This window comes from Sphaerisporangium sp. NPDC049457 (assembly GCF_055586705.1).
Genome location: NZ_JBVJHR010000014.1, coordinates 58,856 through 85,607, shown reverse-complemented (window position 1 = coordinate 85,607; position 26,752 = coordinate 58,856). Strand labels below are relative to the sequence as shown.

The 26,752-nt window shown below is 73.4% G+C and carries 22 protein-coding genes; 11 read left to right on the top strand and 11 right to left on the bottom strand.

Features of this window, described 5'->3' with window-relative positions; all coding sequences use genetic code 11:
* Positions 1–3: 3 nt before the first annotated feature.
* Genes ACZ6QO_RS22405 through ACZ6QO_RS22395 form a run of 3 tightly spaced genes read right to left on the bottom strand, consistent with a single transcriptional unit; the run spans position 4 to position 3,463 of the window.
* Entirely contained in the window at positions 4–1,491 is a 1,488-nt protein-coding gene (locus tag ACZ6QO_RS22405) for an MFS transporter (RefSeq protein ID WP_465853472.1), read from the bottom strand.
* An 8-nt stretch (positions 1,492–1,499) separates the two neighbouring features.
* Positions 1,500–2,702, bottom strand: coding sequence for an acyltransferase family protein (locus tag ACZ6QO_RS22400; protein ID WP_465853470.1), 1,203 nt, complete (start codon positions 2,700–2,702; stop codon positions 1,500–1,502).
* The gene (locus ACZ6QO_RS22395; protein ID WP_465853469.1) at positions 2,699–3,463 is read right to left on the bottom strand and encodes an alpha/beta hydrolase; all 765 of its coding nucleotides are present in this window, start codon (positions 3,461–3,463) and stop codon (positions 2,699–2,701) included. Before ACZ6QO_RS22395 ends, ACZ6QO_RS22400 begins: the two co-directional genes overlap by 4 nt.
* Positions 3,464–3,673: 210 nt before the next feature.
* Between ACZ6QO_RS22395 and ACZ6QO_RS22390 the strand changes: the two genes are divergently transcribed.
* The 5 genes from ACZ6QO_RS22390 to ACZ6QO_RS22370 all read left to right on the top strand — a co-directional run bounded on the left by ACZ6QO_RS22390 (position 3,674) and on the right by ACZ6QO_RS22370 (position 11,355).
* A complete protein-coding gene (locus ACZ6QO_RS22390; protein WP_465853467.1) occupies positions 3,674–5,011 on the top strand; it encodes a sensor histidine kinase in 1,338 nt (445 codons plus the stop codon).
* Positions 5,008–5,661: a response regulator gene (locus tag ACZ6QO_RS22385; protein ID WP_465853465.1), complete on the top strand. Its 654-nt coding sequence runs from the start codon at positions 5,008–5,010 to the stop codon at positions 5,659–5,661. Before ACZ6QO_RS22390 ends, ACZ6QO_RS22385 begins: the two co-directional genes overlap by 4 nt.
* Positions 5,662–5,991: 330 nt before the next feature.
* Positions 5,992–8,367 (top strand): endopeptidase La, encoded by a 2,376-nt coding sequence (gene lon / locus ACZ6QO_RS22380; protein ID WP_465853464.1) that lies wholly within the window; start codon positions 5,992–5,994, stop codon positions 8,365–8,367.
* A 217-nt stretch (positions 8,368–8,584) separates the two neighbouring features.
* Entirely contained in the window at positions 8,585–9,721 is a 1,137-nt protein-coding gene (locus tag ACZ6QO_RS22375) for a Fic family protein (RefSeq protein WP_465853462.1), read from the top strand.
* 101 nt (positions 9,722–9,822) lie between these two features.
* Positions 9,823–11,355, top strand: a complete 1,533-nt coding sequence (locus ACZ6QO_RS22370) for an acyl-CoA synthetase (protein ID WP_465853461.1) — start codon at positions 9,823–9,825, stop codon at positions 11,353–11,355.
* On the opposite strand, the gene ACZ6QO_RS22365 is transcribed toward ACZ6QO_RS22370, so the two are convergent.
* Complete coding sequence (locus ACZ6QO_RS22365; protein ID WP_465853459.1) at positions 11,281–12,342, bottom strand: M12 family metallopeptidase; 1,062 nt, start codon at positions 12,340–12,342, stop codon at positions 11,281–11,283. The two genes, ACZ6QO_RS22370 and ACZ6QO_RS22365, sit on opposite strands and share 75 nt — an antisense overlap.
* Positions 12,343–12,746: 404 nt before the next feature.
* Here ACZ6QO_RS22365 and ACZ6QO_RS22360 point away from each other — a divergent pair, with 404 nt between their 5' ends.
* The 6 genes from ACZ6QO_RS22360 (at position 12,747) to ACZ6QO_RS22335 (ending at position 19,213) form a co-directional block, all read left to right on the top strand.
* The gene (locus ACZ6QO_RS22360) at positions 12,747–14,102 is read left to right on the top strand and encodes a S1C family serine protease (RefSeq protein WP_465853457.1); all 1,356 of its coding nucleotides are present in this window, start codon (positions 12,747–12,749) and stop codon (positions 14,100–14,102) included.
* Positions 14,103–14,303: 201 nt separating this feature from the next.
* Positions 14,304–14,696, top strand: coding sequence for a GntR family transcriptional regulator (locus tag ACZ6QO_RS22355; protein ID WP_465853456.1), 393 nt, complete (start codon positions 14,304–14,306; stop codon positions 14,694–14,696).
* Entirely contained in the window at positions 14,693–15,580 is an 888-nt protein-coding gene (locus ACZ6QO_RS22350; protein ID WP_465853455.1) for an ABC transporter ATP-binding protein, read from the top strand. The genes ACZ6QO_RS22355 and ACZ6QO_RS22350 overlap by 4 nt, the downstream gene beginning before the upstream one ends.
* Complete coding sequence (locus ACZ6QO_RS22345; RefSeq protein WP_465853453.1) at positions 15,580–16,629, top strand: ABC-2 transporter permease; 1,050 nt, start codon at positions 15,580–15,582, stop codon at positions 16,627–16,629. Before ACZ6QO_RS22350 ends, ACZ6QO_RS22345 begins: the two co-directional genes overlap by 1 nt.
* The gene (locus tag ACZ6QO_RS22340) at positions 16,626–18,044 is read left to right on the top strand and encodes a S41 family peptidase (RefSeq protein ID WP_465853451.1); all 1,419 of its coding nucleotides are present in this window, start codon (positions 16,626–16,628) and stop codon (positions 18,042–18,044) included. Before ACZ6QO_RS22345 ends, ACZ6QO_RS22340 begins: the two co-directional genes overlap by 4 nt.
* 14 nt (positions 18,045–18,058) lie before the next feature.
* On the top strand, positions 18,059–19,213 hold the full coding sequence (locus tag ACZ6QO_RS22335) for an alpha/beta hydrolase family protein (protein WP_465853450.1): 1,155 nt from the start codon (positions 18,059–18,061) through the stop codon (positions 19,211–19,213).
* A 21-nt stretch (positions 19,214–19,234) separates the two neighbouring features.
* On the opposite strand, the gene ACZ6QO_RS22330 is transcribed toward ACZ6QO_RS22335, so the two are convergent.
* The 7 genes from ACZ6QO_RS22330 to ACZ6QO_RS22300 form a co-directional block, all read right to left on the bottom strand.
* Positions 19,235–19,972, bottom strand: a complete 738-nt coding sequence (locus ACZ6QO_RS22330) for an ABC transporter permease (RefSeq protein ID WP_465853448.1) — start codon at positions 19,970–19,972, stop codon at positions 19,235–19,237.
* Positions 19,973–20,134: 162 nt separating this feature from the next.
* A complete protein-coding gene (locus ACZ6QO_RS22325; RefSeq protein ID WP_465853446.1) occupies positions 20,135–21,025 on the bottom strand; it encodes an ABC transporter ATP-binding protein in 891 nt (296 codons plus the stop codon).
* Entirely contained in the window at positions 21,022–21,429 is a 408-nt protein-coding gene (locus tag ACZ6QO_RS22320) for a winged helix-turn-helix domain-containing protein (protein ID WP_465853444.1), read from the bottom strand. Before ACZ6QO_RS22320 ends, ACZ6QO_RS22325 begins: the two co-directional genes overlap by 4 nt.
* The gene (locus tag ACZ6QO_RS22315; protein WP_465853442.1) at positions 21,426–22,097 is read right to left on the bottom strand and encodes a hypothetical protein; all 672 of its coding nucleotides are present in this window, start codon (positions 22,095–22,097) and stop codon (positions 21,426–21,428) included. The genes ACZ6QO_RS22320 and ACZ6QO_RS22315 overlap by 4 nt, the downstream gene beginning before the upstream one ends.
* Positions 22,098–22,231: 134 nt before the next feature.
* Positions 22,232–23,983 (bottom strand): thiol reductant ABC exporter subunit CydC, encoded by a 1,752-nt coding sequence (cydC, locus tag ACZ6QO_RS22310; protein ID WP_465853440.1) that lies wholly within the window; start codon positions 23,981–23,983, stop codon positions 22,232–22,234.
* Positions 23,980–25,866, bottom strand: a complete 1,887-nt coding sequence (gene cydD / locus ACZ6QO_RS22305; RefSeq protein WP_465853438.1) for a thiol reductant ABC exporter subunit CydD — start codon at positions 25,864–25,866, stop codon at positions 23,980–23,982. The genes cydC and cydD overlap by 4 nt, the downstream gene beginning before the upstream one ends.
* A 7-nt stretch (positions 25,867–25,873) precedes the next feature.
* Positions 25,874–26,677 carry a cytochrome d ubiquinol oxidase subunit II gene (locus ACZ6QO_RS22300; protein WP_465853437.1) on the bottom strand — a complete coding sequence of 268 codons (804 nt, stop codon included), beginning with the start codon at positions 26,675–26,677 and terminating at the stop codon, positions 25,874–25,876.
* Between the last annotated feature and the right edge of the window lie 75 nt (positions 26,678–26,752).

The window sequence follows — 26,752 nt, the reverse complement described above, 5'->3', positions numbered from 1 at the left end:
TGCTCAGGAGCGGCCGCGGGTCTCCTCGGCCGGCGCGCAGGGTTCCAGCGGAGGAGCGTCGAGGTTGCAGGCGGCCTTGCGCTCGGGGGCGCGCAGCACGTTGGTCCTGATGGTGAGGAAGGTCAGCAGAGCGGCGCAGACCATCATGGCCGCGCTGGTCAGGATGGCGGCGCGGAAACCCGCGGTGAAGTCGGTCGCCGAGGTGTAGGCGGCACCGGTCAGCCCGACCAGCGGGGGAATGGCCGCCACGGCCAGCAGGCTGCCGGTGCGGGCCACCGCGTTGTTGACCCCGCTCGCCACCCCCGCGTACCGCTCCTCGGCCGTGGCCAGCACGGTCGCGGTCAGCGGGGCGACGGCGGCCGACAGGCCGAGCCCGAAGAGCACCACCGCGGGCAGCACGTCCACCAGATAGGACGCGCCGGGCCCGACGCGGCTCATCAACACGAGCCCGCCCGCGCACAGCAGGATGCCCGCGGTCATCAGCGGGCGCGGCCCGACGCGTTTGGCCAGCTCGCCCGCGCGGGGGGACAGCAGCAGCATCAGCAGCATGATCGGAAGCATCGCCGACCCGGCCGCCAGCGGCGAGAACCCGGCGGCGACCTGCAGTTCCACGACGAGCATGAAGAACACCACGCCCATCGCCGCGTACATGATCAGGGTCACCACGTTGACGGCGGTGAACTCGCGGGAGGCGAACACCCGGACGGGCACCAGCGCCGACACGGCGGCCCCGTCACGCGAACGGCGGACCTCCAGCACGACGAAGGCGGCGCCCAGCGCGACGCCCGCGACCGCGGTCACCAGCGGGATCGCCGTCCCGCGCTCGATCAGCCCGTAGGTGATCCCGGCCAGGGCCAGGGCGGCGAGCGCGGCGCCGAGCACGTCGAACCGGCCGGCGGCCGCCTCGTCCCTGGTCTCGGGCACGTGCCGCGCGGCGACCGCCACCGTGACGGCGGCGATCGGCAGGTTGATCAGGAAGACCCAGCGCCAGCCCGCCGTCTCCACGAGCCAGCCGCCGAGCAACGGCCCCACGGCGCCGGCGGCCCCGCCGAGGCCCGACCAGGCGCCGACGGCGCGCGGACGGTCCTCGCGGGCGAACGACGACTGGATGATCGCCAGCGAGCCCGGCGTGAGGAGCGCCCCGCCGATGCCCTGGAGGCCGCGGGCCAGCACCAGCGTCTGGATGTTGGGCGCCAGCCCGCACAGCGCCGAGGCAAGCGCGAACCAGACGACGCCCACCGTGAAGATCTTCCGCCTGCCGTACCGGTCGCCGAGGGAGCCGCCGAGCAGGATCAGCCCGGCCAGGGTGAGGGTGTAGGCGTTCACCGTCCACTGGAGCCCGGAGATCGAGGCGCCGAGGTCCTCGCCGAGCCTGGGGAGGGCCACGTTGACGACGGTGCCGTCAAGGAATGCCATCCCGGAGCCCAGCACGGTGGCGAAGAGAACCCACCGGCCGCGGGCGGATTTAACGCGGATGCCGCCTTTGTCCATGGCGTCCATCATGCTCGACGTTCAGACTGCTCTGTCCGCTCGCGCCGTAGGAAGAACACGCACGCCGCGACGACCAGTACGGCTGGCAGGGGCAGCCACGACACCCGGTCCAGCAGCCAACCGGGCGAACCGGGCGGGGAGAGCAGGCCTGGCACCGCCGAGCCGAAGGGGAGCGCGCTCAGCATGACAACGGTCAGCGCCGTCTGGTGCCACAGGAAGACGGTCATCGCGGCGAGGTTCGCCAGGACCACCCCGGCCCACAGCGGGGGACGCCGCATGAGGGCGGTCAGCGGCCGGTGCAGCAGCATGGCCAGCCCGACCTGGGCGACGCCGAAGCAGACGGCGGCCAGGGTGGGCGGGCTCAGGTTGGACACCCGCGCCCCGGTGACTCCGATCATGCTCGCCGGGTAACCGAACCCGGCGACCAGGACCACCGTCCCCACCGCCCCGCCCGCCAGCATCGCCGCCGCTCCCCGCCCTCCGCCGAGCCCGGGCGCGTCACCGGCCCCGCGGGCGAGGCCGAGGGCGTACGGGACGAGCCAGCCGGCGAGCACGTTGGTCCAGGCCGGCCAGGCGGGGCCGCCCAGGCCGAAGCGGACCACGTCCGTCACCAGCACGAGCACGACCGCCGCGACGGCCGCATGGACGGGCCGCACCCGGATCAGCAAGGGAGTGACCGCGGTGAGCGCGCCGTACACGCCGAGGAACCACAACGGGCCGAGGGCCGGCACGGCCAGGGAGCGCAGCGACGCCGGCGACACGCCGGCCGCCGCGAGCAGGACCAGCAGCCCGGCCCACACCGCGAGCAGCGGCCCGGCCGGGACGAGCAGGCGGCGCATTCGCAGGCGGACCCACGCCCCGCCCGGCTCGCGGCCGAGGCTGCGCGCCGCCGCGTACCCGCCCACGAAGAAGAAGACGGCCAGCGTCTGGAGCACCCACGACAGCGGGACGAGACCGGGCATGGCGGAGAGCGGGCTGGTGACCCGGAGGTGTCCGAGATCGTCCACCACCCAGGCGGTCACCAGCCAGTGCCCCGCGATCACTCCGAGGATCGCCAGGGCGCGCAGCGCGTCGGCTCCCCGGTCGCGCGCGGCCGGCGTGCTCGCCTCGATCCGCCCGGCGAACGCCTCCCACGCCCGCCGCCCCGGGACCGCCGCGCGTGCCGCGAGCAGGGCCCGGATTCGTCCGGCGGGATCGTGCGCCCGCGTCACGGCGCGCTCACTTCGGAGGCGCGGCCGAGCGTGATCAACGCCAGGTTCCGCAGGGACACGCCACCCGGCTGGAAGTAGTCGCTGTGCCCGGCCGCTCCGGCCGCGAAGAGCCGCGCGCCGAAGGAGGAGCGCGCCGGGTCGGCGCCGAAACCGAGATGCCCGATGCGCACCGGTGGGACGAAGCGCATCCAGTCGTGCCCGCCGCGGCCCGCCCACAGCCGGGCCCGGGTGCCGAGATCCCGCGCCCGGCCGACCCCGAGGCCAGGGCTGCCGAACACGGCCACGTCGGCCACGTCGGCCATGGGCAGGCCGGGCAGGGCTTTCGCGCAGACCACCGAGCCGTAGCTGTGGCACAACAGCGTCACCGGGGCGGAGCTGACCGAGCGGACGCGGGCGACGGCGCGGCGCAGTTCTCCGGCGCCGTCTTCGGCGACCGCGTCGGTGGCCGCCGCGAGACTGACGGCCCGCGGGCTGTCGTACCCAAGCCAGGCGATCACCGCCGGCCGGGCCGCCGGGTCCAGGGCCCGCACCTGCGCGATCAGGGCGCGGGCGGCGCCGCCCGGCGTGCTGTACGCCTTGCGCCGCCCGCCGTCGAAGGTGGCCCGCGTGACGTCGGCGCCGGGCACGATGACGGCGACCCGGTCCGCCGTCGCCAGATCGCCGAAGACCTTGACCATCCGGTCGCCGGGAGTGGGGGCGAGCAGGGTGAGGACGCCGAGTGCGCCGGTGAGGGAGATCGCCGCGAAAGCGCTCCTGGCCATGGGGGAGCCTCCTGTCCGGTTCGCGGCACGCCGCCGCGAACACAGCAGCAAGCTAGGAATCGCGATCGCCGACCCGCGTCCCCGGCAGGTGTGATCTTCTCCGCTCCCACCCCGGTACGCGGCCGTGCCGTGCGATGGCACCACGGGGTGAGACGGAGGGTCACCCCTGGGGGTGACGCCGGGCGGGGGCGTGGCTCGTACGCTGGAGCGGTGATCTCGCGTGCCTGGTCCGGGCTCGTCCGGCTGGCGTCGCCGCTGACCGCGGCGCTGGTCACCGCGACGGCGGAGCCCGCGGGCCCGCGGTCGCGGTGGCTGCGGCCCGCCGTGCCGGCGTGGGCGCGGTGGCTGCCGTTCGCCACCGTCGACCTCGTCGTCGTCGCCGACCTGTCGCTGGCCTACATCCTGCTCGGCACCGGGGTGTCGTACCTGGAGACGGAGGCGGCGGCGTCCCGCTTCTTCGCCGACGGGCCCGTCCTGATCGTGCTCGCCGCCGCCTACGCGCTGCCGGTCGCTCTGCGCGAGCGCTGGCCGGTGGCGGCGTGGCGGATCTCGGCGATGGCGGCGGTGGTGGGCGGCCTGGTCAACCCGCGCATCCTCAACGGGGCGATGGGCGGTGCCGCCGGCCACGGTGACGGCGTGATGCCCTACGTGGCCGCCCAGGTGATCACCTATCTGCTCTGCGCGTACTCGATCGCCGTGCGCGCGGATCGGAACGTCGCGATCGGGGTCTGGATCGTCTCGGCGGTGGGCGCGTGGATCATCCATCCGAACTCGATGTTCCTCGCCACGGTCCTGGTGACGGTGGCCGTGCTGTTCGGGCAGAACGTCCGGGTCCGCAGGCGGGCGACCAGCCGGCTGGACGAGGAGCGGCGGCGCGGCGAGGAGCAGCGCGCGGCGCGCATCGTCCTGGAGGAGCGCACGCGTATCGCCCGCGAGCTGCACGACATCGTCGCCCACCACATGTCCGTGATCGCGATCCAGGCGGAGGCCGTGCCGCTGCGGGCCCAGGGTGACGTCGCGGCCCTGGAGGCGGGGCTGGCCGAGATCAGGGTGCTGTCGCTGGCGGCGCTCGCCGAGATGCGCCAGGTGCTGGGCGTCCTGCGTGGTTCGGACGGCCGCCGGGAGACGGCGCCGCAGCCCGGGCTGGACCGGGTGGACGACCTGATCGGCAAGGTCCGGGCCGCGGGGCTCGCCGTCACGGCCGAGGTGTCCGGCTCTCTCGACCTGCCGGCCGCGGTCGGCCTGTCGGCGTACAGGATCCTGCAGGAGTCGCTGAGCAACGCGATGCGGCACGCGCCCGGGGCGCCGGTGCGGGTGAAGATCGAGCGGACCGCCGCCGAGCTGCGGCTGAGCGTGACCAACGGCCCCGCCGGCGCGCCTGCGCCCGACACCCCGGACGGACCGGGCCAGGGGATCGCCGGAATGCGCGAGCGCGCGGCACGGCTGGGTGGCACCCTGGAAGCCGCGCCCATGGCGGACGGCGGGTTCTCGGTGACGGCCACCCTTCCGCTCGCCGCCGCCGAACCCGACGCGCCGGAGGAGCCGTGATCCGTGTCCTGATCGCCGACGACCAGGGCATGGTCCGCACCGGCTTCACCACCTTCCTCGGCACCCAGCCCGACATCGAGGTCGTCGCGGAGGCCGTCAACGGGCAGGAGGCGGTGACGCGGGCGGCCGAGCTGGCGCCGGACGTGGTGCTGATGGACGTCCGCATGCCGGTGATGGACGGGCTGGAGGCGACGCGCCGCATCCTCGCCGGCACCGCCACCAAGGTCCTGATCCTGACGACCTTCGACCTGGACGACTACGTCTACGAGGCGCTGCGGGCGGGGGCGAGCGGCTTCCTGCTCAAGGATGCCTCCGCCCAGCAGCTCGTCGAGGCTGTGCGGGTGGTCGCCGCAGGGGAGGCCCTGCTGGCCCCGTCGGTCACCAGGCGGCTGATCGCCGAGTTCGCCAGGCTCGGCGGGCCACGAGCGCCGACCGTGAAACGGCTGGCAGAGCTGACCGGCCGCGAGACCGAAGTGCTGGCGCTGATGGCCCAGGGCCTGTCCAACGGGGAGATCGCCGGGCGGCTGGTGGTGTCGGAGCAGACGGTGAAGACGCACGTCGGCCGCATCCTGGCCAAGCTCGGTCTGCGCGACCGTGCCCAGGCCATCGTCTTCGCCTACGAGACCGGCCTGGTGCGCCCCGGCGACTGACCCCGGTCGGCGTCCACGCGCGCGGCGGCCCGCATAGGTCACCAGGCGCCCCGCCGTTCCCACCCGAGGGTGATCGGTCACCACCGCAGAGGGGCGCGCGGGGGCCGCCGGCGGTCGTCCCCCGTCGGAGTCAGCGCTCGGCATGTGCGCCGAACCGCGGCGACGCTGCCCGCTCGGTACGCCGGCGACTCCGGTGGACCGACCGGCGAGGGACACGGCCGACGGAGCTGATTACAGAATTACGATCGCTGCAAGCGAACAAGCGCAGAGTTGGGAACAATCCCGGGCTCTCATTAATTGAGTCGGTGTAACTCAACCCTTGGAGTTCGCATGAGTCAGAGCTTGATCCTTCCGGTGCTCCCGCTGGACGACGAGGTCGTCCTGCCCGGCATGGTCGTCCCCCTCGACCTGTCGGACGCCGAGGTGCGCGCCGCCATCGACGCCGCGAGGGCCACCTCGCAGCAGAGCAAGCCGCAGGTCCTGCTTGTTCCGCGCATCGACGGCAAGTACGGCGCCGTCGGCGTCTCGGCGGTCGTCGAGCAGATCGGAAGGCTTCCCGGCGGCGAGCCCGCCGCCGTGGTCCGCGGTGTCGAGCGCGTGCGCGTGGGCTCGGGCACCACCGGCCCCGGTGCGGCGCTGTGGGTGGAGGCGACCCCCATGGACGCCGTGCCCAGCGGCGCGCGCGCCGAGGAGGCGGCCAAGGAGTACAAGGCCCTGGCCACCACCATCATGCAGAAGCGCGGCGCGTGGCAGATCGTCGACGCCATCAACCAGATCGAGGACGCCTCGGTGCTCGCCGACAGCTCCGGGTACGCGCCGTGGCTGACCACCGCCCAGAAGGCCGAGCTGCTGGAGAACGCCGACCCGGCCGAGCGCCTGACCCGGCTGGTCGAGTGGGCGCGCGAGCACCTGGCCGAGCTGGACGTCGCCGAGACCATCCGCAAGGACGTCCAGGAGGGCATGGAGAAGCAGCAGCGCGAGTTCCTGCTCCGCCAGCAGCTCGCCGCCGTCCGCAAGGAGCTGGCCGAGCTGAACGGGGACGCCGCTTCCGAGGAGGAGGACTACCGCGCCCGCGTGGAGGCCGCCGACCTGCCCGAGAAGGTCCGCGAGGCGGCGATGAAGGAGGTCGACAAGCTCGAACGCACCTCCGACCAGTCGCCGGAGACCGGCTGGATCCGCACCTGGCTGGACACCGTGCTCGACATCCCGTGGAACGAGCGCACGGAGGACTCCTACGACATCGCCGCCGCGCGCGCGGTGCTCGACGCCGACCACACCGGCCTCGACGACGTCAAAGAGCGCATCGTCGAGTACCTCGCGGTGCGCAAGCGGCGCGCCGACCAGGGGCTCGGCGTGGTGGGCGGCCGCCGCAGCGGCGCCGTCCTCGCGCTCGCCGGTCCTCCCGGGGTCGGCAAGACCTCCCTCGGCGAGTCGGTCGCCCGCGCCATGGGCCGCAAGTTCGTCCGCGTCGCCCTCGGCGGCGTCCGCGACGAGGCCGAGATCCGCGGCCACCGGCGCACCTACGTCGGGGCGCTGCCCGGCCGCATCGTGCGGGCCATCCGCGAGGCCGGCAGCATGAACCCCGTCGTCCTGCTGGACGAGGTCGACAAGGTGGGCGCCGACTACCGGGGCGACCCGACGGCGGCGCTGCTGGAGGTGCTGGACCCCGCGCAGAACCACACCTTCCGCGACCACTACCTGGAGGTCGAGCTCGACCTGTCGGACGTGCTGTTCCTGGCGACCGCCAACGTCCTGGAGGCGGTGCCCGGCCCGCTGCTCGACCGCATGGAGATCGTGACGCTCGACGGCTACACCGAGGACGAGAAGGTCGCGATCGCCCGCGACCACCTGCTGCCCCGCCAGCTCGACAAGGCCGGGCTGACCGCCTCCGACGTCACCGTGGAGGACGACGCGCTGCGCAGGCTCGCCGGCGAGTACACCCGTGAGGCCGGCGTGCGCTCGCTGGAGCGGTCGATCGCCCGGGTGCTGCGCAAGGTCACGGCCAAGGCCGCGCTGGAGGAGGCGGCGCTGCCGGTCCACGTCCGGGCTGCGGACCTGGTCGGCTACCTCGGCCGGCCGCGGCACGTCCCCGAGTCCTCGCTGCCCGAGTCGGCGCAGCGCACGGCGGTGCCGGGCGTCGCCACCGGGCTCGCGGTCACCGGCGCGGGCGGCGACGTGCTGTACGTCGAGGCGTCGCTGGCCGACCCCGAGACCGGCTCCACGGCCGTCACGCTCACCGGCCAGCTCGGCGACGTGATGAAGGAGTCCGCGCAGATCGCCCTGTCCTACCTCCGCTCGCGCGGCGCCGAGATGGAGCTGCCGGTGGGGTCCCTCAAGGACCGCTCCGTGCACATCCACGTCCCGGCGGGCGCCATCCCGAAGGACGGCCCGTCGGCGGGCGTCACGATGACCACCGCCCTGGCCTCGCTGCTGTCGGGCCGCCCCGTGCGGCCGGACGTGGCGATGACCGGCGAGGTCTCCCTCACCGGCCGGGTGCTGCCGATCGGAGGGGTCAAGCAGAAGCTGCTGGCCGCCCACCGGGCGGGGATCACGACGGTGCTGATCCCGGCGCGCAACGAGCCCGACCTGGACGACGTGCCCGAGGAGGTCCGCAACGAGCTGACCGTCCACGCGGTGAGCGACGTGCGGGAGGTGCTGGACATCGCGCTGGCCCCGGCCACGGTGGCCGAGCCGGCCGCCGCCTGACCGCAGGCCCGGCCCGCCCTTCGGGCGCCGGTCGGGCCTCACCCCGGGCGCCGGTCGGGCCTCACCCGGGGCGCCGGGCGGCCTTACCCCGGGCCCGACCTGGGCCGTAGCCTTCGCCCGCCTTCGCCGGGATTCGTCCAGGCGAAGGCGGGCGGACATTATTGGACGAATCATCTAGCTGCTTGACCGGATGATTCGTCCATGCTGTTATGAGGGTGTGATTTACGGGACCCCTGAACTCGAACCGGCCGACAAGGCCGTCCTCGGCGAGATCGAGGAGATGCGCCGCGACCTTAAGTACCGCCTCGCCGAGCCGCACCGCTGGGACGGCCAGCTGCGGCGTCAGCTCCAGGCGCGGGCCATCCAGGGGTCCAACTCCATCGAGGGCTACCGGGCGAGCGTCGAGGACATCGAGTCCATCATGCTGGGGGAGGAGCCGCTGGAGACCTCGCGCGCGGTGGCGAGCGAGATCGCCGGATACCGGCAGGCGCTCACCTACGTCCGCCGGCTCTCCTCGGCCAGGACTTTCCGCTACGACACCGGCCTGCTCAACGCGCTGAACTTCATGATGATCGGCCACCACCACGACAAGACCCCGGGTGTGGTGCGACCGGGCGGCATCTACGTCCGCGACTCCGCCACCGGCGAGGTCGTCTACGAAGGCCCGGACGCCGAGGACGTCCCCGAACTGCTCGACGAGCTGGTCGGGTGGCTCAACGGCGGAGATCTCGAGGCGCCGGCCTACGTCCGGGCCGCGATGGCGCACCTCAATCTGGTGAGGATCCATCCCTGGCGAGACGGCAACGGGCGCATGTCCCGGGCGTTGCAGACCCTGGTGCTGGGTCGCGACCAGATCACCACGCCCGAGTTCTGCTCCATCGAGGAGTGGCTGGGCGAGGGCCGCACCACCTACGCCTACTACGACGCCCTCAAAGATGTCGGGCGGGACCGCTGGAGCCCGCACGGCGAGACCCTGCCCTGGGTGCGGTTCTGTCTGCGGGCGCATCACATGCAGGCCCAGCGGGTGCGGCGCCGGCTCGCCGAGGCGGGGGAGGTGTGGACGCTCCTTGAGGCACAGGTCGACAAGGAGGGCCTGCACACCCGGTGCGTCTCGGCGCTGTACCAGGTGTTCGTGTCGCGGCGGCTGCGGCGCGCCACCTACCAGGCCGAGGAGTCGCTGAGCCAGGGCCAGGCCGCGCGCGACCTGCGCGAGCTGGCCGCGCGCGACTGGCTCACCCCGTACGGCGAGACCAAGGGGCGCTTCTACGCCCCGGGCCCCCGCATGGAGCGGGTGAAGGCCGACTTCGCCGCCCGGGTGGAGCCGCTGCGCGACCCGTACCGCGCCCTGCTCTGACCGGCCGCGAGCCGGGCCGCGCCGGGTGGCGGCGAGGACGCGGACCCGGGTGGTAAGTGAGTGCTTTCCAGCGGCGGGATGACCGAGTACCGTTCGGGTCTATGCATCCCGGAGCGGTCGCGGCAGAGACGCCCGACAAACCCGCCGTGATCATGGCCGGCTCCGGACGGGTGGTGACCTACCGCGAGCTGGACGAGGAGTCCAACCGGCTGGCACGGCTCTTCCGCGCGGCCGGGCTGCGGCCGGGGCGGCACGTCGCCTTCATGCTGGAGAACCACCCGCTGTTCCTGGTCGTCGCATGGGCCGCGCACCGCGCCGGGCTGTACTACACGGCGATCAGCTCCCGCCTGCAGCCGGACGAGCTGGCCTACGTCGTCGACAACTGCGAGGCCGAGGTCTTCATCTCCTCGGCGGCGCTCGCCGGCGTCGCGACGTCGATCACCGAGCGCACCCCGCGCGTCCGGCTGAGGCTGATGCTCGACGGCGTCGCGCCGGGCTTCGCCTCCTACGAGGAGGCCGTGGCGGCGCACCCGCCGGAGCCGGTCGAGGACGAGTGCCAGGGCGCCGACATGCTCTACTCCTCGGGCACCACAGGCCGGCCGAAGGGGATCAAGCCGCCGCTGACCGGCGCGCCGCTGGACGCCCCCGGCGCCCTGTTCCGGCTGGTGAGCTTCCTGTTCGACCCCTCACCCGGCTCGGTGTACCTGTCGCCCGCTCCGCTGTACCACGCCGCGCCCCTGCGGTACTGCATGACGTTCCAGCGCATCGGCGCCACGGTCGTCGTGATGGAGCGGTTCGACCCCGAGCAGGCGCTCGCGCTGATCGAGAAGTACCGGGTGACGCACTCCCAGTGGGTGCCGACGATGTTCATCAAGATGCTCAAACTGCCCGAGGCGGTGCGCGGCAAGTACGACCTGTCCTCGCTCGCCTGTGCCATCCACGCCGCCGCGCCGTGCCCGGTGCAGGTCAAGGAGCGGATGATGGCCTGGTGGGGCCCGATCGTCCACGAGTACTACGCCGGCACCGAGGGCAACGGCTTCCTGTACGCGGGCCCGCACGACTGGCTCGCCCACAAGGGCACCGTGGGACGCCCGCTGCTCGGCGTCGTGCACGTCTGCGACGAGAACGGCGACGAGCTGCCGGCCGGCGAGCACGGCACGGTGTACTTCTCCGACGGGCCGCGGTTCGAGTACCACGGCGACCCTGAGAAGACCCGGGCGGCGCAGGACCCGCGGGGCCGGGGGTGGACGACGCTCGGCGACATCGGCTACCTGGACGAGGACGGCTTCCTCTACCTCACCGACCGCCGCTCCTACATGATCATCTCTGGCGGGGTCAACGTCTATCCGCAGGAGGCGGAGAACGTCCTGTCCCTGCACCCGAAGGTGGCGGACGTGGCGGTGTTCGGGGTGCCCGACGAGGAGATGGGCGAGGCGGTGAAGGCGATCGTCCAGCCGGCCGATCCGGCCGAGGCCGGGCCGGCGCTGGCGGCCGAGCTCATCGCGTACTGCCGGGACCGCCTCGCCCATTACAAGTGCCCGAGATCGGTGGACTTCCGGCTAGAGCTTCCCCGCCATCCGACCGGGAAGCTCTACAAGCGCCTGCTCAGGGACGAGTACTGGCCCCCCGCCTGAGGCCGGGGCGGCCGCGGGCGGTTTCGCGGCGGCCGGCGGGCAGCCGTACAGCGTGCGCACGGCGGTCAGGTCGGCCTCGCTGAAACCTTCGCGCTGCCCGATTTGCACCGGCATGAGGGGCACCAGGGTGTCCTGCCCGTTCGCGCTGAAGAAGTTCCTTCCGTACAGCATCACCGAGCCGTAGTCCAAGGATCCGAACAGGCGGTTCTGCTCGGGCGCCAGCTTGTGAAACTGCGGTTCGTACCCCTTCATCACGTTCTCCAGGTGAACCGTCACGGCGGTGTCCCGGTCGGACCGTGAATGCTCGTGGTAGAAGCCGACCGCGTGCAGCAGCTCGTGTATGGCGACGCCTTTCCGCTCGCATCCGGCGCCGATCGAGACGTCCTGCGGCTGGGGGCCCACCCGGCCCACGTACGAATAGCAACCGTTGCCGGAGATGATGTTCAGATATCCCGCCTCGTCGGTGCGCGCGACGAAACGCACGCAGGTGTTGTCGTGGAAGTCCTTCATCGCCTGGCTCACCGCGTCGCGCGCCGCCGGGGTGAGGGTGGGGGACAGGACGTAGGGCACCTTCCTGTCCGGCCACAGCGCGCCCGCCTGCGTGGTCGCCGCGCCCGCCGAGAGACCTGGGCAGCCCGCCGAGCGGGCGGGGCGGTCGGGCGGCGTCGGGCCCGGCGCCGCCGGCGACGGCGCCGACAGCCGTGCGGTCCCGGGGAAGACGCCGGGCATCTGGATCTTCCCGGACGACGCCTCGGTGGACGTCCCGATCACGATGTCGCCTTCTGTGATGGCATGCCCGTCGATGTTGGCGAACCCGATCGTGTGGGGCTGTCCGGTGATGTCCGGGGTGGTGATGAAGTACGAGGGATGTTCAAGCTGTTGCCGCCAGAGCCAGTCCAGCGCGTCGTCCTCCTCGTCGGCGAAGGCCGGCGAGGCGCCTGCCAGCAGCCCGGACAACACGGCGGCCAATATCAGTTTATGTCTCATATCGATACCCCCGAAAAGCGTTAGTGACGGTGCACCCGCCGTCGCCCGGGAAACCTACCCCCGTGATCATCCGGCACTCGCGGGAAAAGCGCCCGCCGCCATGGCTTCCGTTGGCCGAGGGCCGCCCGGCCGGCCGGAATTACCGGCTCATTCTCCTTATCCCGGCCTTATATTCTCCCGCGTGCGAGAGGGATGATCGGGCAGGTCAGAGCCATTGTTCGCAAGCCGTCGCGGACCCGCGCCATCGGCCGCCCCGCCGCGCGTAACAGGACGCGGGCGACGTTCAGGAGACGTTCAGCGAGGGCTTAGGAAGGTCTTATCGCCGGTGCGCCATCATTGATTCACCGGTCCTCAACCGGCCGCCGCCGAATAGCGGCGCATGCGGACGACCTTGGGGGAAAGAGATGAGCACCGAAGACCCGCGTGAGAACACGACCAGCGACACCGCTCGGGTGGAGGAGCCGGAGGCGCGGGGATGGACGCAGTTCGGCCGCACCGCCCCCCAGACGGGCGGCTTCCGGCGGCACTGGGACGCACCTGGGGCGCAGAGTGCGGACACCTGGCAGTCGCCGCCCGTCCAGGCGGGCGCCGTGCCGGCCGGCGGCGCGGCGGGCGGATGGTGGACGACCGGCCGTAAGGCGGTGGCGGGCCTCGCCCTGGCCACGGTGGCGATCGGAGGCGGGGCCGCGGGGGCCTTCGTCGCGACGGCCACGGCGGGCACCGGCACCGTGATCTCCAGCCCGATCGTGCGACCGGCGTCCAACGAGGCCGGCGCGACGGTCGCCGACGTCGCGCGGGCCGTGCAGCCGTCCGTGGTCTCCATCACCGTCACCAGCGGCGCCGGGCAGGCCGAGGGGTCGGGCGTGGTCCTGTCCGGCGACGGCCTGATCCTCACCAACAACCACGTGGTCGCCGGCGCCGGCCAGGACGCCCGGGTCCAGGTCAAGTTCAGCGACGGCAAGGTCGCCTCCGCCGACGTCGTCGGCACCGACCCGGCCACCGACCTCGCCGTGGTGCGGGCGAAGGGCGTCTCCGGCCTGACCCAGGCCACCCTGGGCGACAGCGACCGGCTGAGGGTCGGCGACGCGGTCCTGGCCATAGGCAGCCCGCTGGGCCTGGAAGGCTCGGTGACCGCCGGCATCGTCAGCGCGCTCGACCGCACGCTGACCGTCGGCGGCGAGTCCCAGCCGCAGCGGCCGCAGCTCCCGCCCGGCTGGGGCGACGGCGGATTCGGCCGGCCCGACCGGCAGCCCGAGCAGCAGCAGAGCGGCGGCACGACGATCGGCGGTGCCATCCAGACCGACGCCGCGATCAACCCCGGCAACTCCGGCGGCGCCCTGGTGAACTCCTCCGGTCAGGTCGTCGGCATCAACAGCGCCATCGCGACCAACGGCGGCGACGGCAACATCGGCGTCGGCTTCGCCATCCCGATCAACACCGCGCGCAAGGTCGCCGACCAGCTCATCAAGAGCGGCAAGGTCACGCACGCCTTCCTCGGCGTCACGCTCGCCGACGCCACGGGCGACGTCCAGGGGGCCGTCATCGGGTCGGTGCAGCAGGGCAGCCCCGCCGAGCAGGCGGGCCTCAAGGCGGGCGACCTGATCACCAAGATCGGCCAGACGCAGGTGTCGGGCGCCGAGACGGTGGTGGGCGCGGTCCGCGGATACCAGCCGGGCACCAAGGTCACGCTGACGTACGTGCGTGACGGCGCCACCTCCACGGTCACCGTCACTCTCACCGAGAAGACCATGACGAGCTGACCGTCCCTGACAGGATGCGCCGCCGGGCACGCTGCGGGCCCGGCGGCGCATCCGCCTTTCCTGGCGCCTCGCGAAGGGGCCGTCGCCATGAGGCGACGGCCCCTTTCTCGTGGGTGCCGGCGACACCGGATCACGGCGAACTTATGATCCTTTAACCTTGATAGGTCTAAAGTACTAGCAACCTAGATAAACGGAGCAGCCGTGATCGAGTTCCATCTGGACGGCAGGTCGGGTGTGTCGCCGTATCTGCAGCTCGTCCAGCAGGTACGCCACGCGCTACGGCTCGGCGTGCTGCGCGAGGGCGACCAGTTGCCGACCGTCAAGGAGGTCGTGGCGCACCTGGCGATCAACGCCAACACCGTGCTCAAGGCCTACCGGGAACTGGAGCACGAGGGCCTGGTCGCCGCCCGGCCGGGGGTGGGGACGTTCGTCACGGCGACGCTCGCCGACACCTCGCTGGCCGCGCACGGCCCGCTGCGGCTGGAACTGCGGCGCTGGCTGGCCAAGGCCCGCCGCGCCGGCCTCGACGACGAGAGCATCGAGGCCCTGTTCATGACGACTTTTCGGACCACCGCTCAGGAGGACATAGCGTGAACGCCGTCCTGCAGGCCCAGGGGCTGGGCAAGAGATACGGCAGGCGCTGGGCGCTGCGCGAGTGCACCATCGACATACCGGCGGGCCACGTCGTCGGGCTGGTGGGCCCCAACGGCGCCGGCAAGACCACACTGCTGAAGCTGGCCGGCGGCCAGCTCGAACCTACGGCGGGCGGCATCACCGTGCTGGGCGGCCGTCCCGCGGACGGCCCGGCGCAGCTGGCCAGGGTCGGGTTCGTCGCCCAGGACACCCCCGTCTACGCGGGACTGACCGTCGGCGAGCACCTGCGGCTGGGGGCCCGGCTCAACCCGCGCTGGGACGACGCGATGGCGCGGGAGCGCGTCGCGCGGCTCGGCCTCGACCCCTCCCAGCGGGCGGGGAAGCTGTCCGGCGGCCAGCGCGCCCAGCTCGCCCTCACCCTCGGCCTGGCCAAGCGGCCCGAGCTGCTGATCCTGGACGAGCCGGTCGCCTCGCTCGACCCGCTGGCCCGCCGCGAGTTCCTGCAAGGACTGATGGAGGCCACCGTCGAGCACGAGTTCAGCGTGGTTCTCTCCTCCCACCTGGTCTCCGACCTGGAACGGGTCTGCGACTTCCTGATCGTGCTCGTCGACTCGCGCGTGCGGGTGGCCGGAGAGGTCGACGAGCTGCTGGCCACCCATCACCGGCTCACCGGCCCGCGCCGCGACCCCGATCGGCTGCCCGCCGACCAGCACGTCGTCTCCGCCAGCCACACCGACCGGCAGAGCACGTACGTGATCCGCACCGACGCCCCGATCCACGACCCCGCCTGGAAGGTCACCCAGCTCGACCTGGAGGACCTCGTCCTGGCCCACATGGAGAACCACCTCGCCGAGGACCGGCGGGTCGCCCTGGAGGTGCGGTGATGATCTGGCTGACCTGGCGCCAGCTGCGCGGCTCGGCCGTGATGATGGCCGCCCTGCTCCTCGTCCTCGCCATCGTCCTGGCCCTCACCGGCCCGGACATCGCCTCCGGCTACTCCGCCGGGATCGCCGACTGCACCCAGAACGACAGCTGCGGCCGTTTCTACGACCGGTTCTTCGACCAGTACGAGCAATCCTTCACGGCCCTCAGCCTCGTCGTGCTGCTCCTGCCCGCCCTCGCCGGGCTCTTCTGGGGAGCACCGCTGATCACCCGCGAGCTGGAGGCCGGCACGCACCTGCTGGTGTGGAGCCAGAGCATCACCCGCGGCCGCTGGCTGGCGGTCAAGCTCGGGCTCACCGGCCTGGTCGCCATGGCCGCCGCCGGCGTGTGCGGCCTCGCCGTGACCTGGTGGTCCGGCCCTCTGGACAAGTCGGCCCCGGGGGAGCTGGCCCTGATGGCCCCCCTGGTGTTCGGCGCGCGCGGCATCGCCCCGATGGGGTACGCGGCCTTCGCCTTCGTCCTCGGCGTGACCGTGGGCCTGCTGGTGCGCCGCACGCTGCTCGCCATGGCGCTCACCCTGGCCGTCTTCGCCACGATCCAGATCGCCATGCCGCTGCTGGTCCGGCCCCAACTGATGACCCCGGTCACCTCGACCTTCGAGCTCAGCGAGGCGAACGTCGACTCGTTCAACATGGCGCGGGACGAAGGCGGAGTCGTGCGCATCATGCTGGAGTCGGCGATTCCCGACCACGCCGGCGCCTGGGTCCTGTCCAGCGAGCTGGTCGACTCGTCCGGGCGCACGGTCGTCCCCGGCGACGGCGGAGCCCCCGTGACGGTCTCCACCACGTCGGGGCCGTGCGCGCCGTCGGGGACACAGGGCATGGGCGGCTGCGCGGCCGAGATCAACCGGCTCGGCTACCGGCAGAAGGCGACCTACCACCCCCTTGAGCGCTTCTGGCCCTTCCAGTGGATCGAGACCGGGATCTACGCCGTGCTCACCCTCGGCCTCACGTGGTTCTCCTTCTGGTGGATCCGGAGGCGCGTGTCATGACCGCCGGCAGGACCGTGGCCGCCGGGCTCGCCCTGCTCCTGGCGGCGGCGTGCACGGCGCCGACGCCGCCGCGAAGCGAGGCGAACACCGCGGGATCGTCGGCGTGCGCGCAGCCCCGGGGCGCCCCCGGGGCCGAGACGGCCACCACGATCGACGTCATCGAGCAGGCGTACTTCTGCGTCCTCGGCAACTACTACGGCGGCGCCACGCTGGACGCCCGCGCGCTGCTGACCGCCGGCTTCGCGGCCCTGACCCAGGAGCTCGACCGCGACGGGCGCGAGGTGCCCGGGGCGTCCATGCCGGCGCTGACCGGCGACCGCAAAGCCGACTGGGCCGCGTTCGAGGCCGCCTACCGCGCGGTCACCGACCAGGTCCCCGACCTTCGCGACAAGCTGGCCGTCGTCACTCTCGAAGGGATCGTGGCCGCCCTCGGCGACGACCACGCCCGCTGGGCGCACGACATCGAGCGGCCGCCCGACTACTACGACGGCGACGGCTACGGCTTAGGTCTGCAGGCGAACGTCAACGGCCCGCAGGTCGACTCCAACCCCGGCGTCGCGCTGCCTCCGCTGTTCGTCACCGCCGTGCAGGGCGGCGCGGCGCAGGCCGCCGGACTGCGCCCGGGCGACATCATCGAGTCGATCAACGGATCCGCGCCCTTCGTCGACGGCGAGCCCACTCCCGCGATCGCCGCCCTCTACCCGCGGTACCCGGAGGCCCGCCCGGTCCGGCTGCGGCTGCTGCGGCAGAGCACCGGCCGCCGCTGGAGCGTCACGCTCAAGCCCGGCCTCTTCCAGCGGGATCTGGCCGCCCTGCAGGTGGTGCGGTCGAAGCTGCTGGACGACGACATCGCCTACGTGCAGTTGCGCGGGTTCGCTCCCGACTCCGCCAACCGGGTGCTCAAGGCGATCTCCAGGCTGCGCGCCGGCCGGACGATGTCCGGCGTCGTGCTGGACCTGCGCGGCAACGGCGGCGGCAGCCCCACGGAAGCGACCCGGCTGGTGAGCGCGTTCGGCCACGGCAAGGTCACCGCCTACCAGTGCACCGCGGAGGGCAGTTGCCAGACCTCCTGGACCGACGACACCGTCGAGCTGCTCGGCCTGCCGCTGACGGTGCTCACCGACCGCGGCTGCGCCTCGGCGTGCGAGCATTTCAGCTCCGCGGTGAAGGACCTGCGCCTCGGCCGGCTGGTCGGCACCAGAACCGCCGGGGTCATCTCCGGCCCGGCGCAGCCGTACCTGCTGCGCGACAACACCACGCTGAGCTTTCCCAGCAGGCACCACCTCGGCCCGAACCGCGAGGTGATCGACCGCATCGGCGTGCCGCCCGACCACTACGTGCCCCTGACCCCGAAGGACGCGGCCGCCGGACGCGACCCCGCCCTGGCCAAGGCCCTGACCTTGCTGCACGGATGAGGACGGACCTTTCGATGAGACAGATCCTGGCAGTCGCCGCGGGACTGGTCGTCCTCGCCGTGTCCGGCTGCTCCGCGCCCACGCCGCCCCGCTCCGCCGGTGCGCCGGCCAGGCTCACCGGCCCCGTCACCCTGCCCGCCCCCACCGGCGCCCGTCCGGTCGGCACCACCGTCCTTCACATGAGAGACACCTCCCGCCCCGATCCCTGGAACCTCGACGCCGGCGCCAGGGAGCTCAAGGTCACCCTGTGGTACCCGGCCGGGCGGCGGGACGGGCGGCGGGCGCCGTACATGACTCCCAAGGAGTCGGAACTCGTCCTGAAAGGGTCACGGATCAGCGGCGTGCCGTCCGACACGCTCAGCAAGACGCGCACCAACGCCGTCAGGGACGCCGAACCGGCGGGGAGGAGGCTCCCGCTGGTGGTGCTCTCTCCCGGCTTCACCAAGCCGGTGAGCACCCTCACCTCCCTGGCCGAGGACCTGGCCAGCCGGGGGTACGTGGTGGCCGGCATCGACCACACCTACGAGAGCTACGCCACGACCCTGGCCGACGGGAGCGTCGCCGAGTGCCTGGCGTGCGACAGCGACACCGACCCCGGCTTCGGCGCGGGGGTGGTCCAGGGCCGGGCGGCGGACGTGTCCTTCGTGCTGGACCGGCTGAGCTCGGAGTGGGACGGCGCCGGCCTGATCGACCGATCCAGGATCGCGATGGTGGGCCAGTCGATCGGCGGCGCCGCCGCCGTGGCGGCCATGGTGAAGGATCCCCGGGTCCGCGCCGCGATCGACATGGACGGCACCACCTACGCCCGAATCCCCAAGACCGGGTTCTCCCGGCCGTTCATGTTCATGGGGTCGCCGCAGCACGTCCCCGCCGGGCGCGACAACTCGTGGGACCGCGACTGGAAGCTGCTGACCGGCTGGAAACGCTGGCTCGTGCTGACGGGCGGGGACCATCAGTCCTTCACCGACGGCCCGCTGATGGCGGGCGCGCTCGGCATCGCGCCCGCCTACGGCGCCCTGTCGGCGGCGCGCTCCTCCGAGCTCACCCGCACGTACGTGGCGGCCTTCCTCGATCGGCACCTCAAGTCGCAGCGGCGGCCCCTGCTGGACGAACCGTCGCCCGGCCACCCCGAGGTCGAGTTCTGCCCCGCCACCTGCGGTCAGTCCTGAGGCCCCCCGTGCGCGCAGTGCTCAGGAGAACCTGCGGCCCTCGTCGCGGCGGTAGGCCCAGGCGGCCAGGCCGCCCGCGACGACCGTCCACGCCGCCATCATCACCAGCGAGATCGCGTGCGGGGTGTAGCCGCCCGTGGCGGCCCAGACCAGCTCCACCGCTCCTCGCGCGGGCAGGTAGGGGGCGATGGCCTCGATGAAGCCGGGCGCGTGCCCGGGAGCGGTGAGCAATCCGCCGCCGAACGCCATCGGGAAGAACACTATTTGCGCCACGGCGATGGCGGCCTTCGACGGCAGCGCGTACCCGATCAGCAGGCCGAGCATGGTGAACGGGACGGCGGCGACGGCCAGCGCGGCCACGCCGAGCACCGCCCCGAGCGGGGTGACCGTCGCCTCGGTGAGCAGCGCCGCGATCAGGATCACCGGCACGAGGGCGAGCGCCAGGAACGCCAGGCCGTTGAGCAGCCGGGCGGCGAACCTCGGCCAGGCCCCGGCGGGCAGCGTGCGAAGGTAGGGGTCCCAGGGTTGCGCGCGGTCCTCGGAGACCCCGATGCCGTAGGAGAACAGGCAGGTCCCCATCACCGCGAACGTCGTCATCGAGCCGGTCGCGTACGTCGCGGCGACGGGGTCGCCGCCGGCGAAGGGGACGACGAAGAACAGCATCGAGGCGGCGGGGAAGAACATGTTGCCGATCACCGCGATGGGGATGCGGATGGTCGTCAGGAACTGGTACTTCACGTGCGTCGCAGTGAGCGACATGGGACTCTCCCTGTGGGCTTGGCGGAAGACGGGGGGTGCGCAGGGAAGCGGCACGCGGACGGCGCGGGCGGCGACCGCCGGGCCGGGGCTCTTCGAAGGCCGGGGCGGGGGTGCGCGAGCGACGCGAGCGTGCGACGCGCGGCCGGACGGCGGCGCCGGGGGTCAGACCGGGGCGGGTTCGGAGGTCGCGGCGGTGATCGCCAGGAAGGCCTCCTCCAGGGTGGTGGCCCGGATCTCCAGGTCGGAGAACGGGACCTCGGACCTGACCAGCTCGCGGACGAGCCGGTCGGCGTCGGCGGTGACCAGGTGCGTCCGGCCGCCCTCGGTCTCGGACTTCAGCACGCCCGGCAGCTCGGGCAGCCGGCCCGCGGTCAAGCTGACCCGGCGCGCCCCGACCATGCCGCGCACCGACGCGAGGGTGTCGTCGGCGAGCACCCGTCCCCCGCCGAGGACGACGACCCGCTGGGCCAGCGCCTCGATCTCCTCCAGGTAGTGGCTGGTCAGCAGCACGGTGCCGCCGTCGGCGTGGAAGTCGCGGATCGCCTCCCACAGCGTGTGGCGGGCCTCGACGTCCAGCCCGGTGGTCGGCTCGTCGAGCAGGACGAGCCGCGGCCGCCCGGCGAAGGCAAGGGCGACCGCGATGCGCCTCTTCTGGCCGCCCGACAGGCCGCCGATCTGCCGGTCGCGAAGCTCGGTGAGGCCGAAGCGTTCGAGAAGCTCGTCGCGCCCGGCCCGCGACGGGAAGTGGGCGGCGACGAAGTCCACGCACTCGCGCACGCGCAGCGTCGGCGGAAGCCCGGTCTCCTGGGGCGTCATCCCGAGCGCGCGGCGGCGGGCCGGGTCGGCCGGCGAGCCCCCGAACAGGGTGACCGAGCCGGAGGAAGGCCGCCGCAGCCCCGCCAGCAGGTTGACCAGGGTCGACTTGCCGGCGCCGTTCGGGCCGAGCAGGCCGATGAGCTCCCCGGCCCGGATGTCCAGCGACGTCGTGTCGAGCGCCACCACGTCGCCGTAGCGGCGGGTGACCTCGGCCACCTGAGCGAGCGTCTCGGTCATGGTCGTTGCCCCGTCTCTTCCGGATCTGTGCCGGATGTCGGTGAAGGTGCCGCGCCGCCGGCGGCCGTTGGGGGGTGCTGCGCGGGCCGGGTGCCGGCCATGTCGAGCAGCGTGCGGATGGCGGCCGTGTAGTCGTCGAAGGCGAGGCGGCCCCTGCGGGTGAGCGCCACGAACGTCACCGGCGTGCGTCCCCGGTGGGTCTTGCCGATCTCGACGTATCCCGCGGCCTCCAGCTTGCTGAGGTGGACCGAGAGGTTGCCCGCCGTCATGCCGAGGACGTCCTTCAGGCCGGGGAAGCTGATCTGGTCGCCCTCGGCCAGGGTGGACAGCGCGGTGACGACGCGCAGGCGGGCCTGGGCGTGGATGACCGGGTCGAGCTCAGGAAGCCCGGCTGAGGGGTTCATGCCCTGCCCGGCCGCAGTCGGGTGCGCAGGTGGATGACCGCGCCCGCGGCGACGAAGACGCCGCCGACCCCGGCCGCGGAGAACAGCGCGTGCAACCCCGGCCCGGCGAGCACGCCCGCCACGTTCACCAGGGTGATCCAGACGCCGATGTAGAACATGGGGCGCGCGTTCCACACGGCCGCCCCGGCCATGAACAGCAGGCTCACGACCAGCATCGAGACGCAGCACCACAGCAGGGTCCGCTCGGCCTCCGGCAGCAGCCTGCCGAAGTGGCCGCAGAGGGCCCCCACCAGCATGTAGCCGAAGAACCACGTCAGGCCGTACATCGTGCCGCGGGCCTGGGACACGCCGCGCACCTGGCTGCCCTGCCTCCAGCCCACGTACGCGCTGACGGCCAAGGCCACGCCGATGGAGCCGAACAGGATCCACAGCGCCGTGCCGATCGAGATCGGCCCCTCCGGGCGTCCCGACAGGCCATAGCGCACGAAGAAGGCGCCGTAGCCGACGATCCACACCAGTCCCCAGAGGACGTAGAAGATCGGCAGGGGGCTCGCGAAGTGCCGCGCCGACGCGGCCCGCTGATCCTCGATGATGCCGAGCATCTCCTCCGGACTGAGCGCCCGCTCGCCCTCGGCGTCCTCAGCGTCCTCGGTCTCGCCTGGTCGCATGACCGCTCCTCCACCTGGTTTGCCAACTGGTTTGAACTATAAACCCAACCAGTTTGCAATGTAAACCATTTTGCCGGACGAAGCGCGGAACGGGCCGCCGAAACGGCGCGGGTGTGTGTGGCGGACGCCGTCGGTCAGGCGTTGTGGGTGGTGAGGGCCTCGGAGTGCCACAGGTCGCGGTAGTAGCCGGGGACGGCCACCAAATCGTCGTGGTGGCCGCGCTGGACGACGCGGCCGTCCTCCAGGACGATGATCTCGTCGACGCCTTCCAGGCCGTGCAGGCGGTGGGTGACCAGCAGCGTCGTGCGGCCGTGGGTGGCGTCGAGCAGGTCGGCCATCAGAGCGTCGGCCGTGGCCCCGTCCAGCGACTCCGCGGGCTCGTCGAGCAGCAGGATCTCCGGGTCGTGCAGCAGCGCGCGGGCCAGGGCGAGCCGCTGGAGCTGGCCGCCGGAGACCGTGCGCCCGTCCTCGCCCAGCGTCACGTCCCAGCCGATGCGCTCGACCCAGGCGTCCAGCCGCGCCCGGCGCACGGCCTCCGCCAGCTCGCGCTCGCCGGCCTGCGGCCCCGCCAGCAGCAGGTTGTCGCGCAGCGTGGCGCGGAAGACGTAAGGGTCCTGCGTCAGGCCGGTGATCCTTGCGCGGACGTCGTCGGGGGAGAGCTCGCGGATGTCGACGCCGCCGACGCGGACGCCGCCGGCCTCGAAGCCGGTCGTGCGCATGAGGGCCGACAGCAGCGTGCTCTTGCCCGCCCCGCTCGGCCCGACCACGGCGACCCGCCTGCCCGGGGTCAGGGTCAGCGACACCCCGTCCAGGGCGGGCGGCCTGCCGGGGGCGTGCCGTACCACCAGGTCCTCGACCTCGACGGTCAGCGGCCCCGGCGGCACGGGGACGGGCGCGGCCGGCTCAGGCACGGCGGCCGGGACGGCCTGGACCTCCCTGAGCCTGCGCAGCGCCGCGGTCACCCCGGCGAACCGCTCGCCCGCCGCGGCCAGCGGCAGGATCGGCTCGAAGGACACCAGGGCGGTCAGCGCGAGCACGGCCGTGGGCGCCGTCGCGAGCCCGGCCCGCCGCGCGACCAGCACGATCGCGGCCACGGTGAGGCCCTGCACCGCAGTGCCGAGCATGAGGGCCGCGGCGTTCGCCCTGCTCTGCCGCCGCTCCAGGGCGGCGAGCCTCGCGTCCGCCTCCGCGGCGGCGGCCAGCGCCCGCTCGCCCGCCCCGTAGGCGGCCAGGTCGGCGGCGCCGTGCACCAGGTCGGCGACCCGCGCCGCCAGGCCGGCCCTGGCCGGGGCCAGGCGCGCCGACCAGCGCCGGGCGGCGGTGGCGGTGCCCGCGGGCAGCAGCACCCCGGCGACCAGCAGGCCGGCCAGCAGGACCAGCGCGGCGGCGGGCAGCAGGAAGGCGCCCAGCGTCACGGCGGCCACGGCGGTCACCAGGGCGGCGAGCGCGGGCAGCAGGCAGCGGACCAGCAGGTCCTGGACGGCGTCGGTGTCGTCGACCATACGGCTCAGCAGGTCGGCGCCCCGGTGCCCGCCGGACGGCCTGGACGGGATGAGCGCCTGGTACAGCCGCTCACGGGTCGTGGCCTGCGCGCGCAGGGCCACGTCGTGCCCGGCGAGGCGCTCGGCGTACCGGAACACGCCCCGGCTGGTCGCGAACGCCCGGACGCCCACGATGGCCACGCTCAGGGCGGCCAGCGGCGGCTGCTCGGCCGCCCGGGTGATCAGCCAGGCCGCGCAGCCGATGAGGGCCAGCGAGGCCAGTTCGGCGGCGGCGCCCGCCGCCACGGCGGCCAGCGTGCGGCCGCCCATGCCGGACAGCAGCCGCCGGGCCGCAGGCGGCGCGCTCCGGCCGGTCCGGGACGCGTGCGGGGTCGCGGTGGTCATGGCGTGCCTCCCAGCCCCGCGCTGCCATGAGCCCCCGGCGGCGGGGCGCCGTTCCCGCCGTTCTTGCCGTCTGCGCCGTTCGTCCCGTGCGGGGGCCGCACGGGACGCGGGCCGCCGTCCGGGGTGCCGGACCGCGCGGGTGCGGGGCAGGACGGCGGGCGGGTCACCCTGCGGTCGGAGACGACCTTCCCGGCGTCCACGCGGACGACGCGGTCGGCCAGGTCGATCATGGCGGGCCGGTGCGCGACGATGACGGCGGTTCGCCCCTCGGCCAGCTTCCGGGTCGCCTCGACGATCGCGGCCTCGCTCCTGCCGTCCAGGCGCGCGGTCGGCTCGTCCAGCAGCAGCACCCGCGCGCCGGGGCGGCAGAAGGCGCGCGCCAGAGCCACCCGCTGCCGCTGGCCCGCCGACAGGCCGGCCCCGCGCTCGCCGACCACGGTCGCGTACCCCTCGGGCAGCGCGCGGACGAACTCGGCCGCCCGCGCGGCGGCCGCCGCGGCGTGGACCTCCTCGTCGGAGGCGTCTGAGCCCAGCCGGATGTTCTCGGCGACGGAGGCGGCGAACAGGTGGGGGCGCTGCGGCACGAACGCCAGCCGGCGGCGCCACAGGTCGGCGTCGAGGCTCGTCAGGTCCACGCCGTCGATCAGCACGCGGCCCTCGGAGGGGGCGACGAAGCCGAGCAGCAGGTGCAGCAGCGTGCTCTTGCCCGCGCCGCTCTCGCCGACCAGCGCGAGGCGCTCGCCGGGGGCGACGGTCAGCGACACGCCGTCGAGCGCGGCGTCCTCGCGGCCCGGGTATCGGACCGTGACGTTCTCCAGCCGGATCTCCGGCACACCGGGAGGCGGCGGGAGCGTGCCGTCCGCGGCGGGGACCGCCTCCGGGGCGCGTCCGCCGCGCTTCGCCCGGCCTGCGGTGGCCGGGGCCGACGCGGGGGCGTCCGCCGCGGCCTTGGCGCCCTCATTGAGGACGGCGAACGCGTCGTCGGCGGCGGCGACGCCCTCCATGGCGGCGTGGAACCTGGTGCCCATCATGCGCAGCGGGATGTAGGCCTCGGGGGCCAGCAGCAGGACCAGCAGGGCCGTGCGCAGGTCGAGCGACCCCGACAGCAGCCGCAGGCCCACCGGGACGGCGACGAGCGCGAGGGAGAGCGAGGCGACCAGTTCGAGCACCAGCGAGGACAGGAAGGCCACCCGCAGCGTGCGCATGGTGGCCGAACGGTGGGCGTCCGCGACCTGCCGGATCACCGTGGCCTGGTAGTGCGCCCGCCCGAACGCGCGCAGCGTCGGCAGGCCGCGCACCACGTCCAGGAAGTGGCCGCCGAGGCGCGACAGCGCCCGCCACTGCCGCTCGGTGACCGCCTTGGTCTGCCAGCCGACCAGCGCCCCGAAGACCGGGATCAGCGGCAGCGTGATCAGGACGATGACGGCGGTGCCGAGGTCGGCGGCGAACAGCCGGACCAGCACGGCGATCGGCACCACGCCCGCCACGGCGACCGAGGGAAGGTAACCGGTGAGGTAGGGGTCGAGCGCGTCCAGCCCACGACCGGCCAGCGTGACCAGCTCGCCCGAGCGGTGCGCGGTGAGCCGGGCCGGCCCGAGGTCGCGCAGCCGGGACAGCAGCCTGCCCCGCAGCGACGACTTCAGCGCCGTCGCCATGCGGCCGGCCGCGAGGCCCTGCAGGCCGCCGAGCAGCGCCCGCGCCACCACCACGGCCGCCAGCGGGAGCAGCGCGGAGGTGGTGAACGCGCCGGACAGCACGCCCGACAGCAGCTCGGCCTGCGCCAGCACCAGCAGCCCGGCCACGACGGCCGCCGTCAGGCACACCAGCAGGTGCAGGCGGACCGCCGACTCGGTGCGCGCCATGCGCAGCAGGTCCTTGTGCATCGGTTCCTCAGAAGAAGGACGGGATGGCCGCGGCGGCGCCGGCGGACCTGGCCGGTCCGAAGGTGCGCCATACCCATACTTGCGCCGCCACCATGATGGGTGTGACGGGCAGGACGATGACATTGAGCACACCGAGCGTCGCGGGGGAGGCGGCGTGGCCGAGCAGCGCCGGTGCCAGCGCCGCCAGAGGCGCCGCGACGGGAAGGGCGGCGACGGCGGCCGTCAGCCACAGCCTCCGGCCGGCGCGGCCCGACTCGCTCGGGCCCGACAGGCGCCATTCGGCGAAGGCGCGGCCGTGGAAGGCGAACGCGGCGGCCACCACGGCTCCGTACAGCAGCCCGATCACGTCGAACGGCCGGTCCGGCAGCCCGCGCACCACGGAGGCCAGGGCGACTCCCCAGCTCAGGGCCAGGCCCCACGATCCGGCGCACAGGACGGCGTCCCAGCAGGCCCGCCAGGCGGCGCCGTCGAGCCTGCGCCGGAACCACAGTCCGGCGTCGCGCAGGATCCACGACACCAGCAGCGCCACCACCACGGGGTACAGGCCGTTGATCACCCTGCCCTCCAGTGAGGGGAAGGCGCCGAACAGCGTGCCCGCCGCGGCGACCAGCCAGATCTCGTTGGCCAGGACGAACGGGGCGACGGCGGACACCAGGCGGTCGCGGTGCCGCTGCCGGGAGCCGGGCTCTCCGGCCCGTTCGTGCGCCCGGCTCAGCACCGGGAGCATCATGCCCACCCCGATGTCGAAGCCTTCCAGGGCGAAATAGCCGATCAGCAGCACGGCGAGGATCGCCAGCCAGATGATCTCCATGGGGGAGCTCCTCAGCTCGGGGGCGGGTACGTGGACCGGGGCGGGTCCACGAGGGCCCAGGGGACAGGGGGACGA